The sequence below is a fragment of the Streptomyces sp. NPDC058534 genome, from assembly GCF_042717365.1.
Classification (GTDB): domain Bacteria; phylum Actinomycetota; class Actinomycetes; order Streptomycetales; family Streptomycetaceae; genus Streptomyces.
Genome location: NZ_JBHXNW010000033.1, coordinates 50,296 through 70,283 on the forward strand (window position 1 = coordinate 50,296; position 19,988 = coordinate 70,283).

The window sequence follows — 19,988 nt, forward strand, 5'->3', positions numbered from 1 at the left end:
CATCGAACGGAGCGAAGGAGCCGGGCATGGCGGTGAAGGCGCCCACCGGGCGGGTGACCAGGAGGCGCGTGCGCACCCGCGCGAACCTCCTGGACGCGGCGTTCGCGGTGTTCGCCGCCAAGGGGTTCGGACGGGTCTCGATCGAGGAGGTCTGCGAGGCGGCCGGGTACAGCCGGGGTGCCTTCTACTCCAACTTCGACAGCCTCGACGAGCTGTTCTTCGCCCTCTACCGGGACCGGGCCGACCTGATCGCGGAGCAGGTGGCCGGCGCCCTCGCCCAGGACGGACCCGGCCTGGACGTGCCCGCCGCCGTGGACCGCGTCACCGAGGTGCTGCTCCTGGACCGGGACTGGCTCCTCGTGAAGACGGACTTCCTGGTGCACGCCGCCCGCGACCCGGAGGTCGCCGGTGCCCTGCTGGAGCACCGGGCCCGCCTCAGGCGCGCGATCGCCGACCGGCTCGCCCGGGCCCGCGGGCACACCGCCCTGCCCGCCGTGCTGGGCGACGCCGAGAGCGCCGCGCACGCCGTGGTCGCCGCGTACGACGGGGTCACCACCCAACTGCTCCTCGACCGGGACGTCGAGCACGCCCGGGCCTGGCTGGGACAGCTGCTCACCGCGCTGCTCACCGACGGCAGCACTCGTCAATGACAGAGCATGAAAGAGCAATGACAGAGCAATGACAGAGCAATGACAGCGAAGGAAGGGACGGTCGCCATGGATGCCGACGTCATCGTGGTCGGAGCGGGCCTGGCGGGCCTGGTCGCGGCCCATGAGCTGACCAGCCGGGGCCGCAAGGTCGCCCTGCTCGACCAGGAGAACGCGGCCAACCTCGGCGGCCAGGCCTTCTGGTCCTTCGGCGGCCTCTTCCTAGTCGACTCCCCGGAGCAGCGCCGCCTCGGCGTCAAGGACTCCTTCGACCTGGCCTGGAACGACTGGCAGGGCAGCGCCGGCTTCGACCGGGCCGAGGACGAGGACTCCTGGGCGGTGCGGTGGGCCCGGGCCTACGTGGAGTGGGCGGCGGGGGAGAAGCGGTCCTGGCTCGCCGGGCACGGCATCAGCTTCCTGCCCACCGTCGGCTGGGCCGAGCGCGGCGACCTGAGGGCCGGCGGACACGGCAACTCCGTGCCCCGCTTCCACATCGCCTGGGGCACCGGTACGGGCGTGGTCGAGCCGTTCGTGCGCCGCGCCCAGCAGGCGGCGCGCGACGGGCTGCTCACCTTCCGCCACCGCCACCGCGTCGACGAACTGGTCGTCGAGGGCGGCACGGTGCGCGGCGTGCGCGGCACGGTCCTCGCCGACGACGACGCGCCGCGCGGCGTCACGTCCGGCCGCGAGGCGGCCGGTGACTTCGAACTCACCGCCCAGGCCGTGATCGTCACCTCCGGAGGCATCGGCGGAGACCACGGCATCGTCCGCCGCCACTGGCCCGACCGTCTGGGCACCCCGCCCGCCGAGATGGTCACCGGCGTCCCCGCCTACGTCGACGGACGGATGCTCGGCATCAGCGCCGACGCGGGCGCCCGCCTGGTCAACCGCGACCGGATGTGGCACTACACCGAGGGCCTGCGCAACTGGGACCCGATCTGGCCCGGCCACGGCATCCGCATCCTGCCCGGACCGTCGTCCCTGTGGTTCGACGCCCTCGGCCGCCGGCTGCCCGACCCCTGTCTGCCCGGCTACGACACCCTCGGCACCCTCCGGCACCTGCGCACGGCGGACGGCCTCGCCGAGCACGACCACTCCTGGTTCATCCTCACCCAGAAGATCATCGAGAAGGAGTTCGCGCTCTCCGGCTCCGAGCAGAACCCCGACATCACCGCCAAGGACCGGGCCGGCTTCCTGCGCGAACGCGTCCTCGGCAAGGGCGCCCCGGCCCCGGTGGACGCCTTCCTGCGCAAGGGCGCCGACTTCGTGACCGCGCCGAACCTGGAGCAACTGGTCGAGAAGATGAACGGGCTCACCGACAAGCCCCTCCTGGACGCGGCCCTGATCCGGCGCCAGATCGAGGCCCGCGACCTCCAGATGGCCAACCCGTACGCCAAGGACGCCCAGGTCCAGGGCATCCGCAACGCCCGCCGCTACATCGGGGACCGGCTCGGCCGGGTCGCCGGACCGCACCGCGTCCTCGATCCCGCGGCCGGCCCGCTGATCGGCGTCAAGCTGCACATCCTCACCCGCAAGACCCTCGGCGGCATCCAGACCGACCTCGACTCACGCGCCCTGACCGCCGACGGCACACCCGTCGAGGGCTTGTACGCGGCCGGCGAGGTGGCCGGCTTCGGCGGGGGAGGGGTGCACGGGTACAACGCGCTGGAGGGCACCTTCCTGGGGGGCTGCCTGTTCTCCGGACGGGCGGCCGGTCGCGACGCGGCGCGGGGGACCGCCTGAACGGCGACCGCGAACGCCACACCGGCACCGCTGCTCCGCCTCACTCCCCGTCGAGGAGGCGGAGCAGCACGGCGGCGTGGCTCTCCTCGGGCGACTTGGACGCCGTCAGCAGCGTCACGTCCCCCGCGCCCGCCAGTTCCCGCACGTGGTCGAGGAGTTCCGCCTCCTCGGGCGCGGCCAGTTCGGCCTCGTACCGCTCGGTGAACTCCGCGAAGGAGCCCTCGCCCGCGTGGTACCAGCGGCGCAGCCCGGTCGACGGGGTGAGGACCTTGGGCCACTCGTCCACCCGCGCCGCGTCCTTCGACACGCCCCGCGGCCACAGCCGGTCCACCAGGACCCGCACGCCGTCGTCGGGCTCGGGCGGGTCGTACACGCGGCGCACCCGGACGGTCACGCGCCCGACCTTCTGCGTACCGCCTCGCGCCGCTTGAGCGCACGGCGTTCCAGCTCGCTGGTCCCGCCCCAGACACCGATGGACTGCCCGGTGTCGAGCGCCCATCGCAGACACTGCTCCTGGACCGGACAGCCGCGGCAGACCGCCTTCGCCTGCTCGGTCTGCAAAGCGGCCGGGCCGGTGGTGCCGATGGGGAAGAACAGCTCGGGATCCTCCGTACGGCACGCGGCGTGTTCTCGCCAGTTGTCCATCAAAGTCACCTGCGATCGGTTTCGTTCGCGCCCTCGTGCATGGCTTACTCCGATGCGGGTGACCTGTCGACGGCGGGCCGAAACCGGCTCCACGCCGCGGACACCGCGATGTGTCTAGCGTCGCAGTGCCCGCCGGGCCGTCGCCATCACCGCGTCGGCCACCATGGCCAGCGCCGGCGAGTCGAGTTTCCACTGCTGCCAGTGGAGCGGGACGTCCACCGCCCGGTCCGGTGCGAAGTCGACGAGCCTCCCGGCGCGCAGTAGCGGCCGTGCCTGCGGTTCCGGGACCATGCCCCAGCCGAGGCCGGCGGCGACGGCCTCCACGAAGCCCTCCGAGGTCGGTACGTAGTGCCGCGCGGTGCTCGCGCCGCCGTGCCCGAACCGCCGGGCGAAGCCGTCCTGGAAGTCGTCCCGCCGGTCGAAGACCACCACGGGTGCCACGGCCAGCGCCTCCCGCAGCGGCCCGCCCAGATGCCGCGCCGCGAATCCGGGTCCCGCGCAGGGCAGGTAGCGCATCCGGCCCAGGAACCGGACGGCGCAGCCCGGGACGGGGTCGGGCGAGGAGGTCACCGCGGCCATCACCACGCCCTCCCGCAGCAGGGCCGCCGTGTGGGCCTCGTCCTCGCGGCGCAGCTCGAAACAGAGCCGGGGCTCCTGCGGCAGCTCCGTGAGCGCGCCGATGAACCAGGTCGCGAGCGAGTCGGCGTTGACGGCGACCGACACCCGGGTGGGCTCGCCGGCCGCCCCGCTCAGCCCCAGCTCGGCGTACGCGTCCCGCTCCAGCCGGGCGACCTGGCGGGCGAGGCGCACCAGCACCGCGCCGGACTCCGTCGGCCGCACCGGCTTGGTGCGCAGCAGCAGTACCCGGCCGGTGCGCTGCTCCAGGGCCTTCACCCGCTGACTGACCGCGGACGGCGTCACATGCAGCGCGGCGGCGGCCGCGTCGAACGTGCCCTCGTCCACCACGGCCAGCAGGGTGCGCACCTGGTCGAGCGGCAGATCCGCGGTTTCCTCCGTCATCACGAGCGCTAAGGATACGTAAGAATCTTTAGCTGTACCTGCGGTGATCGTCCGCTTAGCGTCGAGAGCATGACCAACGCCCTCACCGCCGCGGCCGCCGGCTTCGGTACCGGACTCTCGCTCATCGTCGCCATCGGCGCCCAGAACGCCTTCGTCCTGCGTCAGGGGATCCGCCGCGACGCCGTCCTCGCCGTGGTCGGCATCTGCGCGCTGTCCGACGCCCTGCTCATCGCCCTGGGCGTCGGCGGGGTCGGCGCGGTGGTGGTGGCGTGGCCGGACGCGCTGACCGTGGTCGGCTGGATCGGCGGCGCCTTCCTGCTCTGCTACGGCGCCCTCGCGGCCCGGCGCGTGTTCCGCCCGGCCGGTGCGCTGCGGGCGGAGGGCGACACCTCGGGTTCGCGCCGCCGGGCGGTGCTCACCTGCCTGGCGCTGACCTGGCTCAACCCGCACGTCTACCTCGACACCGTGTTCCTGCTGGGCTCGGTCGCCGCCGACCGGGGCGCTCTGCGCTGGACCTTCGGTCTGGGCGCCGTGGTGGCCAGCCTGGTCTGGTTCGCCGCCCTCGGCTTCGGCGCCCGCCACCTCGGCCGCTTCCTGGCCCGGCCCGCGGCCTGGCGGGTGCTCGACGGACTGGTCGCCGCCACCATGATCGTCCTGGGGGTGAGCCTCATCGCCGGCGCCTGAGCGCGCGCTCGAACTGGTCCTGGCGGCCGCGGTGCCGGCGCTGCGCCGCTACCGCGTCTGAGGGGGCCTTCGCCTACAGGGAGCCGCGCCCGTGCAGCGCGTAGTGCTCCATGAGCCGGCCCCTGGTGGTCTCCAGCCGGTGCGCGAGGATCTCGGCGACCGACCGCACCAGCACGATGCCCAGGTGCGGGTCCTCCTCGCACAGGTCGAGCACCGTGGCCGCGTCGAACTCGTAGGCGCGCACCTGGCTGAATGCCTCGGCGCCGAAGTCCCACTCGTAGGGCGGGAACAGCCAGGACCAGCCGAGCAGGTCGCCCACGCCGAGGCTGGCGACGGTGACCTTTTGCACGGACGTCACCTGCTGGGTCAGTGAGACCGCGCCGGAGCGGATGACCCAGAAGCGGTCGGCCCGGTCGCCCGCCTCGAAGATCCGGGCGTCCTCCGGAAAGGAGATCTCCCGCGCGAGTGCCATCAGCCGCTCGCGCTGGGCCGGGGGAAGGGCGGTCAGGAGTTTGATCGCTTTGGTCATGGCACGGGGCTCCTCGCCGGCGATTCGGTTCCGGGGCTTTCCCTATGCCCATTTCAGTCGGTCTCGGCGCGCTGGGCCATTCGGCGGACGGCGGATCCCGTACGGATTCGGTGCGGAATCCGGGGACGGCGGTGCGCGGGCATGAAAAAGCCCTGGCCGGACGGGGGAGGCCGGCCAGGGCCGTTAGCGGTGACCGCGGAGGACTTTTCGGTCGACTCCGTCGCCACGTATGGATGAACGCTAAACCATCCTGGGGTGTCCGGGGAAACCGGGGCGGCGACACGTGACCGGACTCACGCGCGGGCGGGCCCGTCTCATCCACCGCCCTCCGCGACCACCCGGACCGTCCGCAGCGACGGATCGCTCGGGTCCGGAAGGTACATCCCGGCGTCCAGGCCGGTGCGCAGATACCGCAGGACGGGCTCGGACAGCCGCTCGCCCGGCAGCACGGCCGGGATGCCGGGCGGATACGGCGTGATCATCTCCGCCGCGATCCGGCCGGCGGCCCGGGCCGCCGGCACGTCCTCGGTGGGCCCGAAGAACGCGTCCCGGGGCAGACACACCTGCGGCATCCGCAGCCCGGCCGGCGACGGCACCTCCACGCGCGGAGCGGGGTCCAGACCGGGGGCGGCACTCGCGAGGTCCTTGAGCGCGGCGAGCAGTTCGCCCGCGGTCTCCCGGTCGTCGCCATGGGTGAGCTGGGCGCCGACGCGGCGGTGGTCGGTCACGTGCGCGACCACGCTCCGGTGCTCGCGCAGCCAGTCCGCCGCCTGGAAACCCGAGACGCCGAGCCCGTCCAGGTCGACGATGACGGGCAGCGGATCGAAGCCGTGGGCCAGCCCAGGACCGCAGTAGTCGTCCCGGTCGTCGACGTGCATGCCGTCGATCTCCTCGACGGCCGCGCGGACCTCGGCCGCCAGGTCCAGCGCCCCGCCCATCAGCTCGTGCCCGCCCAGCGCCATCTGCCGGCGCCAGCCGTCCAGCCCGGCGAAGATCAGCGCCGAAGGGCTGGTGGTGCCCAGCAGGTCGGCCCGCATGGCGAGGAGCTTCGCCGGGACCAGGTCACCGCGCAGGTGGAAGACCGAGCCCTGTTCCAGACCGCTGCCCATCTTGTGGATGCTGGTCACGCAGATGTCCGCGCCCGCGTCCATGGCCCAGGACGGCAGATCCCGGTGGAAGGGGAGGTGCGCGCCCCACGCCTCGTCGACGATCAGCGGCGCCGAACGCCGGTGGCAGACCCCGGCCACGGCCCGCAGGTCGGCGCTCGCACCGTACGGCGTCGGGCTGGTGACCAGGGCGCCCTTGGCGTCGGGATGGGCGGCGAACGCCTTCTCGAACTCCTCGGCGGAAGGCGGGTGGGCCAGATGCCGCTCGGCGTCCCAGCGCGGCTCCACCCAGACCGGCTCGATGCCGGACAGGATCAGCCCCGACACCACGGCCTTGTGGGCGTCCCGGCCGATCAGCAGCTTCTCGTGCGGCCCCGCGACCGCCAGCATCGCCGCCTTCACCGACAGGGAACTCCCGCAGGTCGAGAAGAAGGTGTGGTCGGCGTGCACGGCGTCCGCCATCAGCTCCTCGGCGCGCCGCAGCACCCGCCCCCGGGTGAGCCGGTCGTCGAGCCCGCCCGTCGCCAGCACGTCACCGTAGAAGACGGCGTCGCCCAGCACCTCCCGGACCGCGGGGTCGGCGCCGCGCGCCTGCTTGTGGCCCGGCGGCGTGAACGACAGGCGTCCCTCGCGGCGGTAGGCGACGAGGGCTTCCAGGACGGGTGCTCGGGTGTGGTCGACGGTCATGCCGGGCCGGTTTCCCGTCCGGCGTCAATCCGTCCCGTCGCCGCTCACTGCGGGTGACGCCCCGGGGTCAGCACCTCGTCCAGCACTCGCAGGACGGCCTCGTACGCCACCGCCCGTACGGCGGCCTCCCGGGAGCCCTCCGGATCGGTCGGCCGCAGTTCCGCGCTCCGGTCTCGCCAGTTCCGCGTCTCCTCCAGCGCACAGGTCCTCGCCCGGTGCATCCGGCGGAGCAGTTCGTCCGAGTCCACAACATCCGTCATGTACTCCGCGTACCCGCGCACGGCACCCGGATGGCCGTTGGGCCGTAAGGAGGGCCCCAGGTTTGCCGGTGCGGGCAGAGGTCAGCCGGAAGGGACGGGTCCGTGCGGCGCCCACCCCGGCGCACGGTCCGGACCCAAGGCTCATGTCACCGATCAGGGAGCGGACGTATGTGCGACAGGCACACGACCGAAACCGTCGTGGATCAGTACGGCGCGGACCGGTACCGGCCGTGCCGGCCCGCCGACGCCCGCAGAGCCGTCGAACGCGCCGTCACCGGGCGCCGGGGCGCCGACGGTCCCGCGCGGTACGACGCGGGTGCCCTCTCGGACGCCGTACTGGTCGCCTCAGAGCTGACCACCAACGCGATCCTGCACGGCGGCGGCATCACCGACTTCCGGGTCGACGTCGTGGGACCCGGCGTGCGCCTGTCGGTGAGCGACCGCAGCCACGACCTGCCGGTGGCGGTGCCGCCCACCGACGACCAGGGCCGCGGCCGCGTCGGCGGCCGGGGCTGGCCGATCGTCTGCCGGCTGGCCCACGACGTGCGGGTGGCAGACCTTCCCGCCGGCGGCAAGTGCATCACCGTCCTCGTTCCGCTGTCCTGATGACTTTTCGAGAAGCGGAGTTTGTTCCCCCGGGGCGGGGGCAGTCGCAAAGTCGTGCTTCGGACCGGAGGCGCAGCAGCGGGAGTGGTATGGCCGCTTCGGACCTCCGGATTGCTTCCGGAGTTCGCCCGGACGGCGTCGTTCCCGCGGAATGTCCCGGATACCACCGTTCAGGAGCGAATCCGCATGCTCGTTGAAACGCCCACCACCCGTCCCGCGGCTCCCGACGCCTCCGCCGCCCCCCACCGTCGCCGGCACGACGACGCCCCCGACACCATGGCCCTCTTCGGCCGCCTCGCGGGTCTGCCGGACGGTCCCGAGCGGGACGCCCTGCGCGACGAACTCGTCAGCGCCTGGCTGCCCATGGCCCACCGGATCGCCGGCCGGTTCCGGGACCGCGGCGAGTCCCTGGAGGACCTGCGCCAGGTGGCGGCACTCGGCCTGGTGAAGGCCATCGACCGCTTCGACCCGGAACGCGGCGCCTTCGAGAGCTACGCCGTGCCCACCATCACCGGCGAGGTCAAGCGCCACTTCCGGGACCGGATGTGGGCGCTGCGGGTTCCCCGCCGGGTCCAGGAGCTGCGGAACAAGGTGCGGGTGGCGCGTCGCGAACTCACCCAGAGCCCGGGCAGCCCCGAACCCTCCCTGACCGCCCTCGCCGCCCACACCGGGCTGACCGAGGACGAGGTGAGCGCCGGCATGGAGGCGCTGGAGAGCTTCAGCACCCTGTCACTGGACGCCGAGCTGTCGGCCGGCGACGACGGCTACAGCCTCGCGGACACCCTCGGCGCGGCGGACACCTCGTACGACACCGTGATCGACCGCGAGTCCGCCAAGACGGGCCTGCGCCGGCTGCCCGAACGCGAGCGCGCCATCCTCTACATGCGCTTCTTCGAGGACATGACGCAGAGCCGGATAGCCGACCAGCTGGGCATCTCGCAGATGCACGTCTCGCGGCTCATCAGCCGCAGCTGCGCCCGGGTGCGCGACGAGGCGATGGGCGAGCGGGCGGGCGGCGGCCGGCCCCCGCGGAACTGACCGATGCCATGAGGGGACGCACAGATGCTGATGCCCCACCCCGCGGTGCTGCGCGCGCTCGTCGAGCGGTACGAGGCGGCGAAGGTGAGCGAACCCCCCGACCCCTCGGGCGGGCCGGGCCCGGCGACACGGGACCTGGAGTACACGCTCTGCGTGTCGATGGGCACGCGCGACGTGCGACAGGCCCTGGAGACGGCCCGTCGCCTGCTCGCGACGGGTGCGGCCAGTGCGGCACCGGCGGCCGGGCCGGGGCCCGTCGCCGAGCCCGCGGGAGTGGCCGACTGACCCGGGACGGGACACCGGGGAAGGCGTGAACTCCGGCCCGTACACCGCTGGGCGGTGTACGGGCCGGACCGTGTCCGGCGACCGGGACGACACGGCCCCGCCGACGCGCGAGCCGCGCGACACGCACGGACTCTCCTGCGTGCGGGGCCGATGCCGGGGCATGCGGAGTCCCGGAGGGGAGGTCCACATGAACGCACGAGTCATGGCACGCACCGGCCGCAGCGGAGCCCGGAGGGCCGCGAACGGATCGGCCGCCGAGGGGGCCGCCAGGGCGGGGCTCACCGCTCGCGGAGTCATCTACCTGCTGGTCGGCATCCTGGCCCTGCAGATCGCCTTCGGCACCGGAAACCGGCAGGCGGACCGGGGCGGCGCCCTGGAGGAACTGGCGGACAAACCGTTCGGCGCCGTACTGCTGTGGGCGCTCGGCATCGGGCTCGTCGGCATGGCCCTGTGGCGGCTGTCCGAGGCGGCCTTCGGCGCCACCGGCAAGGACGGCCACAAGGCGAAGAAGCGGGCGCCGGCCGCGGCCCGCTGCGTGTTCTACGCCTTCGTCGCCTACTCCGTCCTGGCCTTCGCGGCCGGCGCGGGCGGCAGCGGTTCCAGCGACCGGCAGTCCCGGGACATCACGGCCAGGGTGATGGAAATGCCGGCCGGACGGTGGCTTGTGGGCCTGGTCGGCGCCGGCATCGTCGTCGCCGGGGTGGTGATCGGCGTCCAGGCCGTGCGCCGCACCTATCACAAGAAGCTCAAGCTCGGCGCCCTGAGCGCCCGGTCCCGACAGCTGCTCGATGTCACCGGTGTCGGCGGCGGAGTGGCACGCGGTGCCGTGTTCGCCGCGGCGGGCGCCTTCGCCGTGCGGGCCGCGGTCGACTACCAGCCCGACCGGGCCAAGGGGCTGGACGACACCCTGCGCTCCTTCGCCGAGACCCCGCTCGGACCCTGGCTCCTGGCCTGCGTCGCCGCGGGTCTGGTGCTGTTCGGGGTGTTCTCCTTCGCGCTGGCACGCTGGCGCCGCGTCTGAGGCGGGCGGCACGGGGAACACGGGGCGAATGAACGAACACGAGATTCCTCCGCCGGACGGACGTCCCGTGGACGTCTACCTCGACCTCCTGCGCGTCCGCATGCCGAACGACGACTACCAGCTGCTGCTCAGCGTGGTGGAACCGGTCCTCCAGGCGATCGACGAGCAGCAGATGCCGACCATCGACTTCTCCCTGGACGGCGACAACGCCGAGGCACTGCCCCAGGAGATCAGGGACGAGGCCGCCCTGGTCATCGCCACCGCCGTCACCGGACGGCTGGACAACGAAGTCGTCGAGATCCGCACCGACGAGACCGGCCCGGTCCGGGTCGTCACCGACGCGACCACCGCCTCCGACCCCGAACGGCTCGGCGAGATAGCCGACTACCTGAAGGAACGCCACCGGCAGAACGAGGAACTGCGCGGCATCGCCGAGGCGAGCGGTCTGCCCAGCGACTTCTGACCGCCCGGCTCCGACCTCTCAGCGCTGCGGGGTCTTCACGGCCACATCCAGCGGCCGGGCGAGGCCGACCACCGCCTCGTCCAGCCGCTCCAGGTGCCGCAGTACCCGGCCCGTGATACGGCCGTACCGCGGCACCCCGGCGGCGTCCGGCTCCAGCAGCGAGGCGATGCTGGGGCCGGTCTCCACCTCGGTCCTGGTGTCCTGGTCCGCGACGTGGGCGGCGATCGCCTCGATGTTGCGCACCGTGCGCCGTACCGCCCCGCGCAGCCTCGGGTCGGCCGCGATCGACGGGTGGGTGGGCAGCAGCTCGGCCGTCGCGGCCAGGGACCGCGCGTGGTAGGCACACGTCTCCAGCAGCGCCACCACGTACTGCGCCGTGCTGCGCCGGGTGCGCAGCGGCGTGATCGGATGGGTGAGCGGTTGCACGGCGGCCCGCAGGTCGCCCAGCGCCTGGTCCAGCTCCCGCGCCAGGTCCAGCAGGTCGGCCGCGGGACCGCCGCTGAGCTGGTCGACGGCGCCCTCGGTGACGTCGGTGAGCCGCTCCAGCACCGTGCCGAGCAGTTCGTTCGTCCGCCGGTCGGTCCGTATCGGCAGCACCAGCGCCGCCGCGACGATCCCGCACGCCGCGCCCAGCGCCGTCTCCTCCACCCGCAGCAGCAGCACCGACATGCTGTACGTGTGCAGCAGGGTGTACAGCAGCCCCAGCATCGCCGTGACGAAGAACGACATGAGCGTGTAGGACAGTGGCGCCGTGTAGAACATCGCGAAGATCAGCACCAGCACCAGCCCGAACGCGGTCCACGTGTGGTTGCCCACCAGACCGGCCAGCACGATGCCGGCCACCACCCCCAGCACCGTGCCCAGCAGCCGGCGGTAGCCCTTGACCAGGATCTCGCCGGTGGACGCGGTGTTGATGAAGACGATCCAGCAGGTGAGGACCGCCCAGTACCAGCGCTGCGTCGACAGGAGCTCACCGCCCACGATGGCCAGCGACGACCCCACCGCCACCTGCACCGCGGCCCGCGTGGTGGGCCGCCTGAGCCCGGTCGGCTCGTCCTCGGCCGCGGCCTCCTCACCGGCGTCGATCGCCGCGTCCTCGGCGTCCAGCTCCTCCCGGGAACGGGCCGTCGCGGGTGAGTCGTCCGACTCGTCCTGCGGCCCGTCCAGCGCGATCCGCAGACCCATGACCGCCCGCGCGCTCTCACCGATGCCGCGGAACACGTCCTGGACGGCCGGGGTCGCCTCGGGGAGGTTCTCCTCGTCGCGGTAGCCGAGGAGCCGGTTGCGCAGATGGGACAGCGCGGTCCCGCGCGCCTCGGCCGGCGGCTTCAGCACCAGCGTGCGCAGCGCCGCCAGATCCCGGCGCAGTATGTCCGTCGCCTCACCGGGCGCCGGTGAGCGGCCCACCGAGGGCGCGGGCGCTCCCGGCAGATGCAGCGTCAGGGTGTCCGCCCGCTCCGCGCTGCGCGCGGTCAGCAGCAGGAGGCCGAGGCGTTCGGCGGCGATCTCGGCGTCCGCGATGCGCCGCTGCACCAGCCGCGCGGTGGACTCGTCGGGCGTGCCCTCCTCCAGCCGGGACTGGATCATCAGGGCCGTCTCGTGCAGCCGCGCGGTGCCCTCGCGCAGCCGCTCCAGGGTCTTCTCGATGTCGTCGGGACCGGCGTCCAGCAACTCGGCCTGCGTGGCGATCAGCTGCGCCAGCCGGGCCCGGAACGCCTGCCGCAGCCGTCGCAGGATCCGCGCCGGCGTCGCCGGTACGACCCCGAAGCGCACCACCGCGCTGGACGCGAACGCCACCGCGAAGGCGCTCCACAGCCCCGGCAGCCCCGACACCTTCGCGCCGACGAACAGCGACACGAAGTAGACCTGGAAGCCGATCAGCCCCAGCGCGGTGCCGCGGTCGCCGAACCGGCGGACGAAGACCGCGCAGAAGATCAGGACGACGAAGATCGCGTCGCCGAGGATCACCCGCGAGGTCAGCAGCGTGCTGAGCGACACCGAGGCCAGGGCGACGGGCAGACCCAGCGCCAGCGTCACGGCCTGCGGGCCCAGCTCCTTCTCCCGGATGGCGAACGTGGCGACCATCGCCGCCATGGCGCCCGCCACCAGATGCTTGACGTCCACGCCGAACACGGCGAGCACCGCCAGCGTCAGCGCGATGGCGCCCACCGTCCGCAGTCCCGCCGTCAGCCGCAACAGCCCGGGGTCGGACGCGGCGACGCTGTCCCGCAGCCGCGTCCGCACCGAGCGCCCCGCTGCCTTCACGCCGCCGTACACTCTCCCGATTCACAGCCGATTCCCGGCCGGTTCACGCCGAGATCCACTTCTCAGCATGTCATGCCGCGGGCCGGACCGGGCCGCGGGGTCACCGCTCCGCCAGGCCCGCCCCCTCGACCCGCTCCCGCACCTGTTCCGGGGTCAGATAGGCGTCGGTGTACTCGAAGTCCCTCAGCTTGGCCGGTTTGCGGGCCTGGAAGCCGGTGCGTACGAAATCGTCGCCGGCCACCGCGTTGATCGCCCAGTTGGCCGCCACCCGGGCCTTCGCGACGCCCGTGCGCAGCGCCGACCAGTGGTAGCCGCGGGCCACGGCCTGTGCCGGCAGACCCTTCAGCTCGATGCCGAGCGGCTTGGAGACCGCGTCGGTGCCGCCGAGGTCGACGACCAGACCGAGGTCCTTGTGGACGTACGGCCGCATCGGCTGGTTGCGCAGGGTGGCGATGAGGTTCTCGGCGACGTGCCGGCCCTGCCGCATCGCGTGCTGGGCGGTGGGCGGGCACACGGCGCCGTCCTGGCCCTTGGCGAGGTCGGGCACCGCCGCGGAGTCGCCCAGCGCGAACACCCCGTCGTGATCCGGCAGGCACATCTCGGCGGTGACCGCGAGCCGTCCCTTGACCGTCTGCGCGCCGAGCGTGGCCATCAGCGGGCTCGCCACCACACCCGCGGTCCAGATCAGCGTGCGGGTCGGCACCACCCGGCCGTCCGTGAAGGTGACCTCCTCGGGCCCGGCCTTGTCGATGGACACGCCCAGGGAGATTTCGATGCCGCGCCGGGCGAGGACCTCCTGCGCGTCGCGCCCGAGTTTCTCACCCAGCTCGGGCATCAGCTTCGGGGCGATGTCGATCAGATGCCACTTGATCAGGCTCGGGTCCAGCCGGTTGTAGCGCTTGACGGCCGCGTGCGTCAGCCGCTGCAGACAGGCCGCCGTCTCGGTGCCCGCGTAACCGCCGCCGACCACCACGAACTGCAGCCGGGAGGCGCGCTCGACCGGGTCCTGGCTGGCGTCGGCGAGATCCAGCTGGGAGATGACGTGGTCGCGGATGTACGCGGCCTCCGCCAGCGTCTTCATGCCGAACGCGTTGTCGGTGAGCCCCGGAATGTCGAAGGTGCGGGTGATGCTTCCGGGCGCGAGGACGATGTAGTCGTAGGGCTCGTTGACGATCTGGTCGGTGATGGTGCGCACCACGCAGACCTTCGCCTTGAGGTCCACGCCGATGGCGCCGCCCGGGATGATCCGGGTCCGGTAGCGGCTGCTGCGGCGCAGGGAGAGCGCGATCGACTGCGGGGTCAGCACCCCGGAGGCGACCTGGGGCAGCAACGGCAGATAGAGCTGGTAGGAGAACGGTGTCACCAGGGTGACGTCGGCCTCGCGGGGGGAGAGCTTCCGCTCCAATCGGCGGACGCACTCCACGCCGGCGAAACCTGCGCCGACCACCAGAATCCTGGGTCGTGTCACGGTGTTCATCCCTTTCTGCGGCTTCGGACGGTCCGCCGCGAACGCCCTTCGCCTGCCCCTGGATCGCTGCTTCGCACCTAGGGGCTGTCGATTGGATCAGCCCGGCGGGCGCGGGGCGTGGCACGCACTCCCCCACTGCCTTAAGGGCGTGGGAGGTACCCCCAGCGGCGTTGTCGTCGGTTGCCAGGGCTCCGCCCTGTCGCCCTCCTCCGCCTTGCAGCTGCACGCACCACACCCCGCTCACGGTCTTCAGCGGTACCGCCAGTCGGGGCCGGGCCGATCCAAGCGACAGCCCCTAGTCGATCCCATCGTGCCCCCGCAGGGTCGGCCAGCCGGGTGCGGCAGGCGGGTGCGGTCAGGGGAGTGGCGGCGTCGGGTCAGGCCCGGCCGTGCAGGTGGCAGAGCAGCAGGCACACGTCGTCGTCGCGCTCGGAGTCGCTGAGCAGCGGACGCAGGAGCCCGTCCGCCGAACCCTCCAGGTCCGTCTCCAGCTCCGCCGGCGCGAACGAGCCCAGCGCGTCGGCCAGTCGCCCGATGCCCGGGTCTATGCCCAGGGCGCGGCGCTCCACCAGACCGTCGGTGTACAGCGCGAGCGTGGAACCCGGCGCCAGCGGCACCGCGTGGTCGGCGATCTCCTGCCGGAGCGGGATGCCGAGCATCGCACCGGGCTTGTCGTCCAGGATCCGCACCTCCCCGTCCGGGGTCCGCAGCACCGGCGGCGGATGACCGGCGGCGGCCCACGTCAGGGTCGGGTCGTCGGGGTGGAAGCGCGCGATGACGGCGGTGGCGAACAGGTCGGGCTGCAGATGGTGCAGGAACGTGTGCAGCCGGGTCAGCAGCCGGCCCGGACTGCCGCCGTCCACGGCATACGCCCGCAGCGCCGTACGCAGCTGACTCATCATCACGGCGGCGCGCAGCCCGTGCCCGGTGACGTCGCCGACCACGGTGATGACCCCGCCGTCGGGCTGCCGGAACGCGTCGTACCAGTCGCCGCCGATGTTCAGCCCGTGGGTGGCCGGCAGATAGCGCGCGGCAAGACCGAGGCCCGCCGGGGAGGGCAGCTCCGTCAGCAGGGCCCGCTGGAGCGTCTCCGCGATGTCGCGGTTGTGCTGGTAGCGGCGCGCGTGGTCGATCGCGATGCTGGCCCGCCGGGTCAGCTCCACCAGCATGACGGCGTCGTCCGGGTCCCACAGCTCCCCGGGCGGGGACAGGGTCACCACGCCCAGGGGCGCCTGCCGGGTCGGCAGCGGAATGCACAGCGCGGGCCGGTCCGGGTCCGGCGCCGAGGGCGGCTGGTCCTCGACGCCGGGCAGGCCCCCCGGACGCGTGGCGGCGTACTGCGGCCGCCCGGTGCGGGCCGCGACCACGGCGGCCGCCGGATGGGCCGGCCCCGGCCGCCCGCCGTCCTGCTCGAACAGCCAGACGTCGACGCTCGCCGCGTACTCGGGCACCAGCAGCTCCGGCAGCCGGCGCACGATCTCGTGGTGGTCCATCGACGCCGTCAGCACCGCGCTCGCGTCCGCCAGGAAGGTCAGCCGGCGCCGGGCGTTCTCCGCCTCCGTACGCGCCTTGCGTTCGGCGGCGAACGCCTCCCGCTGGGCCCGCCCGGCGGCGTCCAGCTCGGCGTGCAGCGCCACGACGCCCTGGTTCGTCTGCTGCAGCTCCTCGCGGTGGAAGTCGACCAGGCTCTCCTGCTCGCCGAGCCGCTCCAGCACCAGCGCCGTGTCCTCGTCGGCGCTCAGCAGGGCCTCCGCCAGCCCGGCCGGGTCGTCCGCCACGGGGTCCTCCGCGGCGTCCGGCACCACCTCGGGGCAGGGCACCGTGGCCCGCCAGGGCGGCTCACCGGCGGCAGCGGCGTCGGGCGAGGGCGTCACCACGGCGTGCAGGGCGCCCTCCCCGGCCTCCGCCGTGGCGCGGCCCGCCGGGCCCGTCGTCAGGGTCAGCCGCCAGGTGCCGCCCTTGGTCAGGCACAGCCGCAGCTGCGCGCCGAGCGCGGCCGCCAGGCGGGTGCGCTCCAAGGGCGGCACACCGCAGGCCGCGGCCAGCCGCGCGGTGGCGATGCGCGCCCGGGCCGCGTCGGTGACGTCGGTGATCCGCCACGTACGGGTCATGGGCGGTCCGGCGGGACGGGGGCCAGCACGGCGACCGCGGTGTCGTCCCGTACCGGACGGGCCGGGCTGCTCGCGTCGCGGATGGTGACGGCGGCGGTCACCGCCGGGTCGGCCGTCGTGCGGCAGGTCTCGGACGTCGGCGTCCAGCGGCTCGGCAGACCGTCGCTGTGCAGGACCAGCACCCGGTCGTCCGCCCAGTCCGCCTTCTCCTCACGCAGGGTCGTGGGCCGGTGGGTGCCGACGATGCCGGGCCGGGACACCAGGTGGCGCCAGGTGCCGCCCTCGCACAGCCGCGCCCCGATGTTGCCGACGCCGGCGAACTTGAGCACGCCGGCCCGCGTGTCGACCTGGGCCACCGCCACGGCCGCGCCACGGGTGCGCGTCAGGGCCTGGTCGAGCCGCCGCAGCGCTTCGCCGGGGGTGACGTGGGCCGCGTCGCGCAGTGCCCCCACGGCCGCGGTCGAGGCACGGGCCGCCTCCGGGCCGTGACCGAGCCCGTCGGCCAGCATCAGGGTGACCAGGTCTCCCGCGCGCACCCAGGCCCAGGCGTCGCCCGAGTACTCCGCCCCGCCGAAGGGGACGTTGACGCCCCCGGCCCGCACCCGGTCCGCCGGGCCCGGCTCGGCGGCGGCGCGGTCGGACACGGCGCGGATCCGGGCGACCACCACCGTGCCCCGGCCCGGCACGCTGTGCAGGTCGAAGTCGTCGGCGAGGCGCGCACAACTGCCGAGACCGGCACCGAGGGAGCGCGCGGTGGTGAAACCGTCGCCCAGGGCGGCGGGCACGTCGGCGATCCCGGGGCCGTGGTCCACCGTGGTGACCTGTACGAGCCGGGCCCCGTCCCGGCCGCCGGCGAGGACGGGCGGGGCGACGACGTCGATGAGGACCCGGCCGCCCCCGGCGTGCTTGAGCAGGTTGGTGGCCAGCTCGGTCGCCACCAGGGCCGCGGTGGCGGTGCGCTGCTCGTCCAGTCCGGCGAGGCCGGCCGCCTCCTCCGCGGCCACCCTGGCGTCGCGCACCCGGGTCGAGTCGTGCACCGGCACGTCCCACACGCGCGGCATCAGGTCCCCTCGCGCGGCCGGGGCGGCCGGCCCACCCAGGAGGTCACCCGTACCGTCGTGCCCGTGCCCGGGGCGGTCTCGATGGCGAACTCGTGCACCAGCCGCCGGGCGCCGCCCAGCCCCAGGCCCAGCCCCTCACCGGAGGTGAAGCCGTCGCTGAGCGCCTGCTCCAGATCCGCGATGCCCGGTCCCTCGTCGGCGAAGGTGAGCCGCAGCCCCTGGGTGCCCCCGTCGGTCAGCGGCTCGGCCTCCATCGTTCCGCCACCGCCGTACACGAGCGTGTTGCGGGCCAGTTCACTGGCCGCTGTGACCAGCTTGGTCTGGTCCACGAGGCCGAAGCCGGTCTGGGCGGCGGCCTGCCGCACATGCTGTCGCACCCACACCAGATCCATGTCCGAACGGATCGGCAGGCGGGCCTGGGAGCCCGCGGCAGTGTGCATCACAAAGTCTCCCGGCGCAGGCCGCCGGAGCGGGACGACACGGCCTGCCCCGTGAGCAGCTCGATGGCCACCTCGGTGTTGAGCGCCGTGTGCACGCCCGGCAGCGTCAGACCCAGCTCCACCAGCGTGATGGCGACCGCGGGCCGCATGCCGACGATCACGGTCCGCGCGGCGAGCAGGTCGGTCTGCCCGGCGATCTCGGCCAGCACCCGGCCGAGGAAGGAGTCGACGATCTCCACGCCGGAGATGTCGATGATCACGCCGGTGGCACCGCTGCGCACGATGGTCTCGGCGAGATCGTCCTGGAGCTGCTGCGCCGTGCTGTCGTGCAGGTCCCCCTGGAGGGTGACCAGCAGTACGTCGCCGAGCCGCAGGACCGGAACACGAACCGACGCGGGAGCCCCGTGGGGCCCCGGGAACGCCTCGCTCACCGCGCGACCGCACCGTTCGTGCCGGGCGTCACGATGCCCACCCCGAGTTCGTGCAGCACGTACCCCAGTGCGTCGGCCAGGCTCGCGCGGGTGACCACGTTGCCCAGGTCGAGACCGAGGTGGACCATGGTCTGCGCGATCGCGGGTCGGATGCCGGAGACGATGCACTCGGCACCCATCAGCCGGGCCGCCGCGACCGTCTTCATCAGGTGCTGGGCCACCAGCGAGTCGACCGTCGGGACGCCGGTGATGTCCAGGATCGCGAAGCGCGCCTGCTGCTCCACGATGGACTCCAGCAGGGTCTCCATCACCACCTGGCTGCGGGCGCTGTCCAGCGTGCCGATCAGCGGCACGGCCACGACGCCGTCCCACAGCTTGATGACCGGGGTGGCCACCTCCAGCAACTGCAGCCGCTGCCGGTCGATGAGCGCCTGACCCTCGCTGAGCGCCGTCTGCATCACCACCACCCGCAGGGTGCCCATCAGCACACCCAGCGTGGTGAGACAGGAACGGGTGTGTTCGACGGAGTCGTCGGGCAGATCCGCCAGGAGCAGGTTCTCGACCGGCGAACGCAGCGCGGCCAGTTCGCCCGACACCTGCGCGCTGCTCAGGCCGGCCCGCGAGCGGGCCGCGCCCATCCGCGCCAACTGCTCGCGCACCGTGGTGAATCCCGCGGCGTCCGGATCCTCCACCCGTTCCGCGTCGGCGACTTGAGCCAGCGCGTCCACCACGGCCTTGCCCGCCTCGACCGCCTCGTCGCGCGAGACGGTGAAAACGGCCCGGAACAGGGGCTCGTCCGCCCATCGCTGTGCGATCTGCTCACGGCGGTGCCGCAGAAAGTCCCTGATCTCAAGCGTGGGCGATCCCGCGGTTCCCTCTTCCGGCACCTGTTCCACTCCTCGTCCGCGTTGTGCCGCACACAGCGCGCGAAGCGGTGTGGCGGTGATGTGACTCTGCCGGGCGACAACTGTAACCACCCGCCGACCTCGTACGACACCTGCTCCCGCACGACCGGTCCGGATGAGCGGCGGGGACGGGGGCTCAGGCTTCCGGCACGTCCGGCCCCTCCGGCTGAGCGTCGACGCGCGAGAGCGCCTCCTCGGTGCTCTCCGAGACCGGCACCGTGAGACTCACCCCGGTCAGGTCCAGGACGCGCCGCACCGCCGGGGCGGGCGAGATGATGTGCACACTGCCCGGCAGCTCCCGGGCCTCCTGGTAGACCCGCAGGATGATGTTCATGCCGGAGGAGTCCATGAACGGGACCTCCGAGAGGTCCAGCAGGAAGTGCCGTCGGCCGTGGTGGAGTTGGTTGGCCAGGTGGTGCTGGAGCTCGGTCGCGGTGTCGACGTCCAGGTAGCCCTCCACCTTCAGCAGCGCGATCTCCTCACGCGGCAGCGTCACCTCGACGGACAACGGGTTCTGGGCGATGGGCACGTTTACCTCCAACAACGCGGCGGCGCGGCGGACCGTCGTGATCC

Annotated in this window: 22 protein-coding genes; 8 read left to right on the top strand and 14 right to left on the bottom strand. The window is 73.3% G+C overall.

Going from position 1 to position 19,988, the window contains the following annotated elements:
• Positions 1-26: 26 nt before the first annotated feature.
• The gene (locus tag ACFWR9_RS21235) at positions 27-650 is read left to right on the top strand and encodes a TetR/AcrR family transcriptional regulator (protein ID WP_383844404.1); all 624 of its coding nucleotides are present in this window, start codon (positions 27-29) and stop codon (positions 648-650) included.
• A gap of 66 nt (positions 651-716) precedes the next feature.
• Positions 717-2,390, top strand: coding sequence for an FAD-binding dehydrogenase (locus ACFWR9_RS21240; protein WP_383844493.1), 1,674 nt, complete (start codon positions 717-719; stop codon positions 2,388-2,390).
• 40 nt (positions 2,391-2,430) lie between these two features.
• Here the strand turns inward: ACFWR9_RS21240 and ACFWR9_RS21245 are convergent, their stop codons facing one another.
• The 3 genes from ACFWR9_RS21245 to ACFWR9_RS21255 form a co-directional block, all read right to left on the bottom strand.
• Positions 2,431-2,784, bottom strand: a complete 354-nt coding sequence (locus tag ACFWR9_RS21245; RefSeq protein ID WP_383844408.1) for a DUF488 domain-containing protein — start codon at positions 2,782-2,784, stop codon at positions 2,431-2,433.
• Positions 2,781-3,035, bottom strand: coding sequence for a WhiB family transcriptional regulator (locus ACFWR9_RS21250; protein ID WP_383844411.1), 255 nt, complete (start codon positions 3,033-3,035; stop codon positions 2,781-2,783). The genes ACFWR9_RS21245 and ACFWR9_RS21250 overlap by 4 nt, the downstream gene beginning before the upstream one ends.
• Positions 3,036-3,149: 114 nt before the next feature.
• Positions 3,150-4,055, bottom strand: coding sequence for a LysR family transcriptional regulator ArgP (locus ACFWR9_RS21255; protein WP_383844496.1), 906 nt, complete (start codon positions 4,053-4,055; stop codon positions 3,150-3,152).
• Between the two features lie 69 nt (positions 4,056-4,124).
• Between ACFWR9_RS21255 and ACFWR9_RS21260 the strand changes: the two genes are divergently transcribed.
• On the top strand, positions 4,125-4,739 hold the full coding sequence (locus ACFWR9_RS21260; RefSeq protein ID WP_383844414.1) for a LysE/ArgO family amino acid transporter: 615 nt from the start codon (positions 4,125-4,127) through the stop codon (positions 4,737-4,739).
• 73 nt (positions 4,740-4,812) lie between these two features.
• Here ACFWR9_RS21260 and ACFWR9_RS21265 read toward each other — a convergent pair whose 3' ends face one another.
• From ACFWR9_RS21265 to ACFWR9_RS21275, 3 genes are all read right to left on the bottom strand, one after another.
• Positions 4,813-5,268: a cyclic nucleotide-binding domain-containing protein gene (locus ACFWR9_RS21265; RefSeq protein WP_383844417.1), complete on the bottom strand. Its 456-nt coding sequence runs from the start codon at positions 5,266-5,268 to the stop codon at positions 4,813-4,815.
• Between the two features lie 314 nt (positions 5,269-5,582).
• Positions 5,583-7,061 (bottom strand): aminotransferase class I/II-fold pyridoxal phosphate-dependent enzyme, encoded by a 1,479-nt coding sequence (locus tag ACFWR9_RS21270; protein ID WP_383844420.1) that lies wholly within the window; start codon positions 7,059-7,061, stop codon positions 5,583-5,585.
• A gap of 44 nt (positions 7,062-7,105) precedes the next feature.
• Positions 7,106-7,321, bottom strand: coding sequence for a hypothetical protein (locus ACFWR9_RS21275; RefSeq protein WP_307009496.1), 216 nt, complete (start codon positions 7,319-7,321; stop codon positions 7,106-7,108).
• Positions 7,322-7,489: 168 nt separating this feature from the next.
• On the opposite strand from ACFWR9_RS21275, the gene ACFWR9_RS21280 reads away from it, so the two are divergent.
• The 5 genes from ACFWR9_RS21280 to ACFWR9_RS21300 all read left to right on the top strand — a co-directional run bounded on the left by ACFWR9_RS21280 (position 7,490) and on the right by ACFWR9_RS21300 (position 10,734).
• Positions 7,490-7,927, top strand: coding sequence for an ATP-binding protein (locus tag ACFWR9_RS21280; RefSeq protein WP_383844423.1), 438 nt, complete (start codon positions 7,490-7,492; stop codon positions 7,925-7,927).
• A gap of 186 nt (positions 7,928-8,113) precedes the next feature.
• Positions 8,114-8,965, top strand: coding sequence for a SigB/SigF/SigG family RNA polymerase sigma factor (locus ACFWR9_RS21285; RefSeq protein ID WP_383844426.1), 852 nt, complete (start codon positions 8,114-8,116; stop codon positions 8,963-8,965).
• Positions 8,966-8,989: 24 nt separating this feature from the next.
• Positions 8,990-9,250, top strand: coding sequence for a DUF5133 domain-containing protein (locus tag ACFWR9_RS21290; protein WP_383844429.1), 261 nt, complete (start codon positions 8,990-8,992; stop codon positions 9,248-9,250).
• A 187-nt stretch (positions 9,251-9,437) separates the two neighbouring features.
• A complete protein-coding gene (locus ACFWR9_RS21295; protein WP_383844432.1) occupies positions 9,438-10,271 on the top strand; it encodes a DUF1206 domain-containing protein in 834 nt (277 codons plus the stop codon).
• A 28-nt stretch (positions 10,272-10,299) separates the two neighbouring features.
• Positions 10,300-10,734, top strand: coding sequence for a hypothetical protein (locus tag ACFWR9_RS21300; protein WP_383844434.1), 435 nt, complete (start codon positions 10,300-10,302; stop codon positions 10,732-10,734).
• An 18-nt stretch (positions 10,735-10,752) separates the two neighbouring features.
• Here the strand turns inward: ACFWR9_RS21300 and ACFWR9_RS21305 are convergent, their stop codons facing one another.
• The 8 genes from ACFWR9_RS21305 to ACFWR9_RS21340 form a co-directional block, all read right to left on the bottom strand.
• Entirely contained in the window at positions 10,753-12,999 is a 2,247-nt protein-coding gene (locus ACFWR9_RS21305) for an FUSC family protein (RefSeq protein ID WP_383844437.1), read from the bottom strand.
• A gap of 100 nt (positions 13,000-13,099) precedes the next feature.
• On the bottom strand, positions 13,100-14,476 hold the full coding sequence (locus ACFWR9_RS21310) for an NAD(P)/FAD-dependent oxidoreductase (RefSeq protein ID WP_383844440.1): 1,377 nt from the start codon (positions 14,474-14,476) through the stop codon (positions 13,100-13,102).
• 368 nt (positions 14,477-14,844) lie between these two features.
• The gene (locus ACFWR9_RS21315) at positions 14,845-16,578 is read right to left on the bottom strand and encodes a PP2C family protein-serine/threonine phosphatase (protein ID WP_383844443.1); all 1,734 of its coding nucleotides are present in this window, start codon (positions 16,576-16,578) and stop codon (positions 14,845-14,847) included.
• The gene (locus ACFWR9_RS21320; protein WP_383844446.1) at positions 16,575-17,639 is read right to left on the bottom strand and encodes an ATP-binding SpoIIE family protein phosphatase; all 1,065 of its coding nucleotides are present in this window, start codon (positions 17,637-17,639) and stop codon (positions 16,575-16,577) included. Before ACFWR9_RS21320 ends, ACFWR9_RS21315 begins: the two co-directional genes overlap by 4 nt.
• Positions 17,639-18,079: an anti-sigma regulatory factor gene (locus ACFWR9_RS21325; RefSeq protein WP_383844449.1), complete on the bottom strand. Its 441-nt coding sequence runs from the start codon at positions 18,077-18,079 to the stop codon at positions 17,639-17,641. Before ACFWR9_RS21325 ends, ACFWR9_RS21320 begins: the two co-directional genes overlap by 1 nt.
• Positions 18,079-18,510 (bottom strand): STAS domain-containing protein, encoded by a 432-nt coding sequence (locus tag ACFWR9_RS21330; RefSeq protein ID WP_383844452.1) that lies wholly within the window; start codon positions 18,508-18,510, stop codon positions 18,079-18,081. The genes ACFWR9_RS21325 and ACFWR9_RS21330 overlap by 1 nt, the downstream gene beginning before the upstream one ends.
• A complete protein-coding gene (locus ACFWR9_RS21335; protein WP_383844455.1) occupies positions 18,507-19,397 on the bottom strand; it encodes an STAS domain-containing protein in 891 nt (296 codons plus the stop codon). Before ACFWR9_RS21335 ends, ACFWR9_RS21330 begins: the two co-directional genes overlap by 4 nt.
• A 154-nt stretch (positions 19,398-19,551) precedes the next feature.
• Complete coding sequence (locus tag ACFWR9_RS21340; RefSeq protein ID WP_383844500.1) at positions 19,552-19,944, bottom strand: STAS domain-containing protein; 393 nt, start codon at positions 19,942-19,944, stop codon at positions 19,552-19,554.
• Positions 19,945-19,988: the final 44 nt, after the last annotated feature.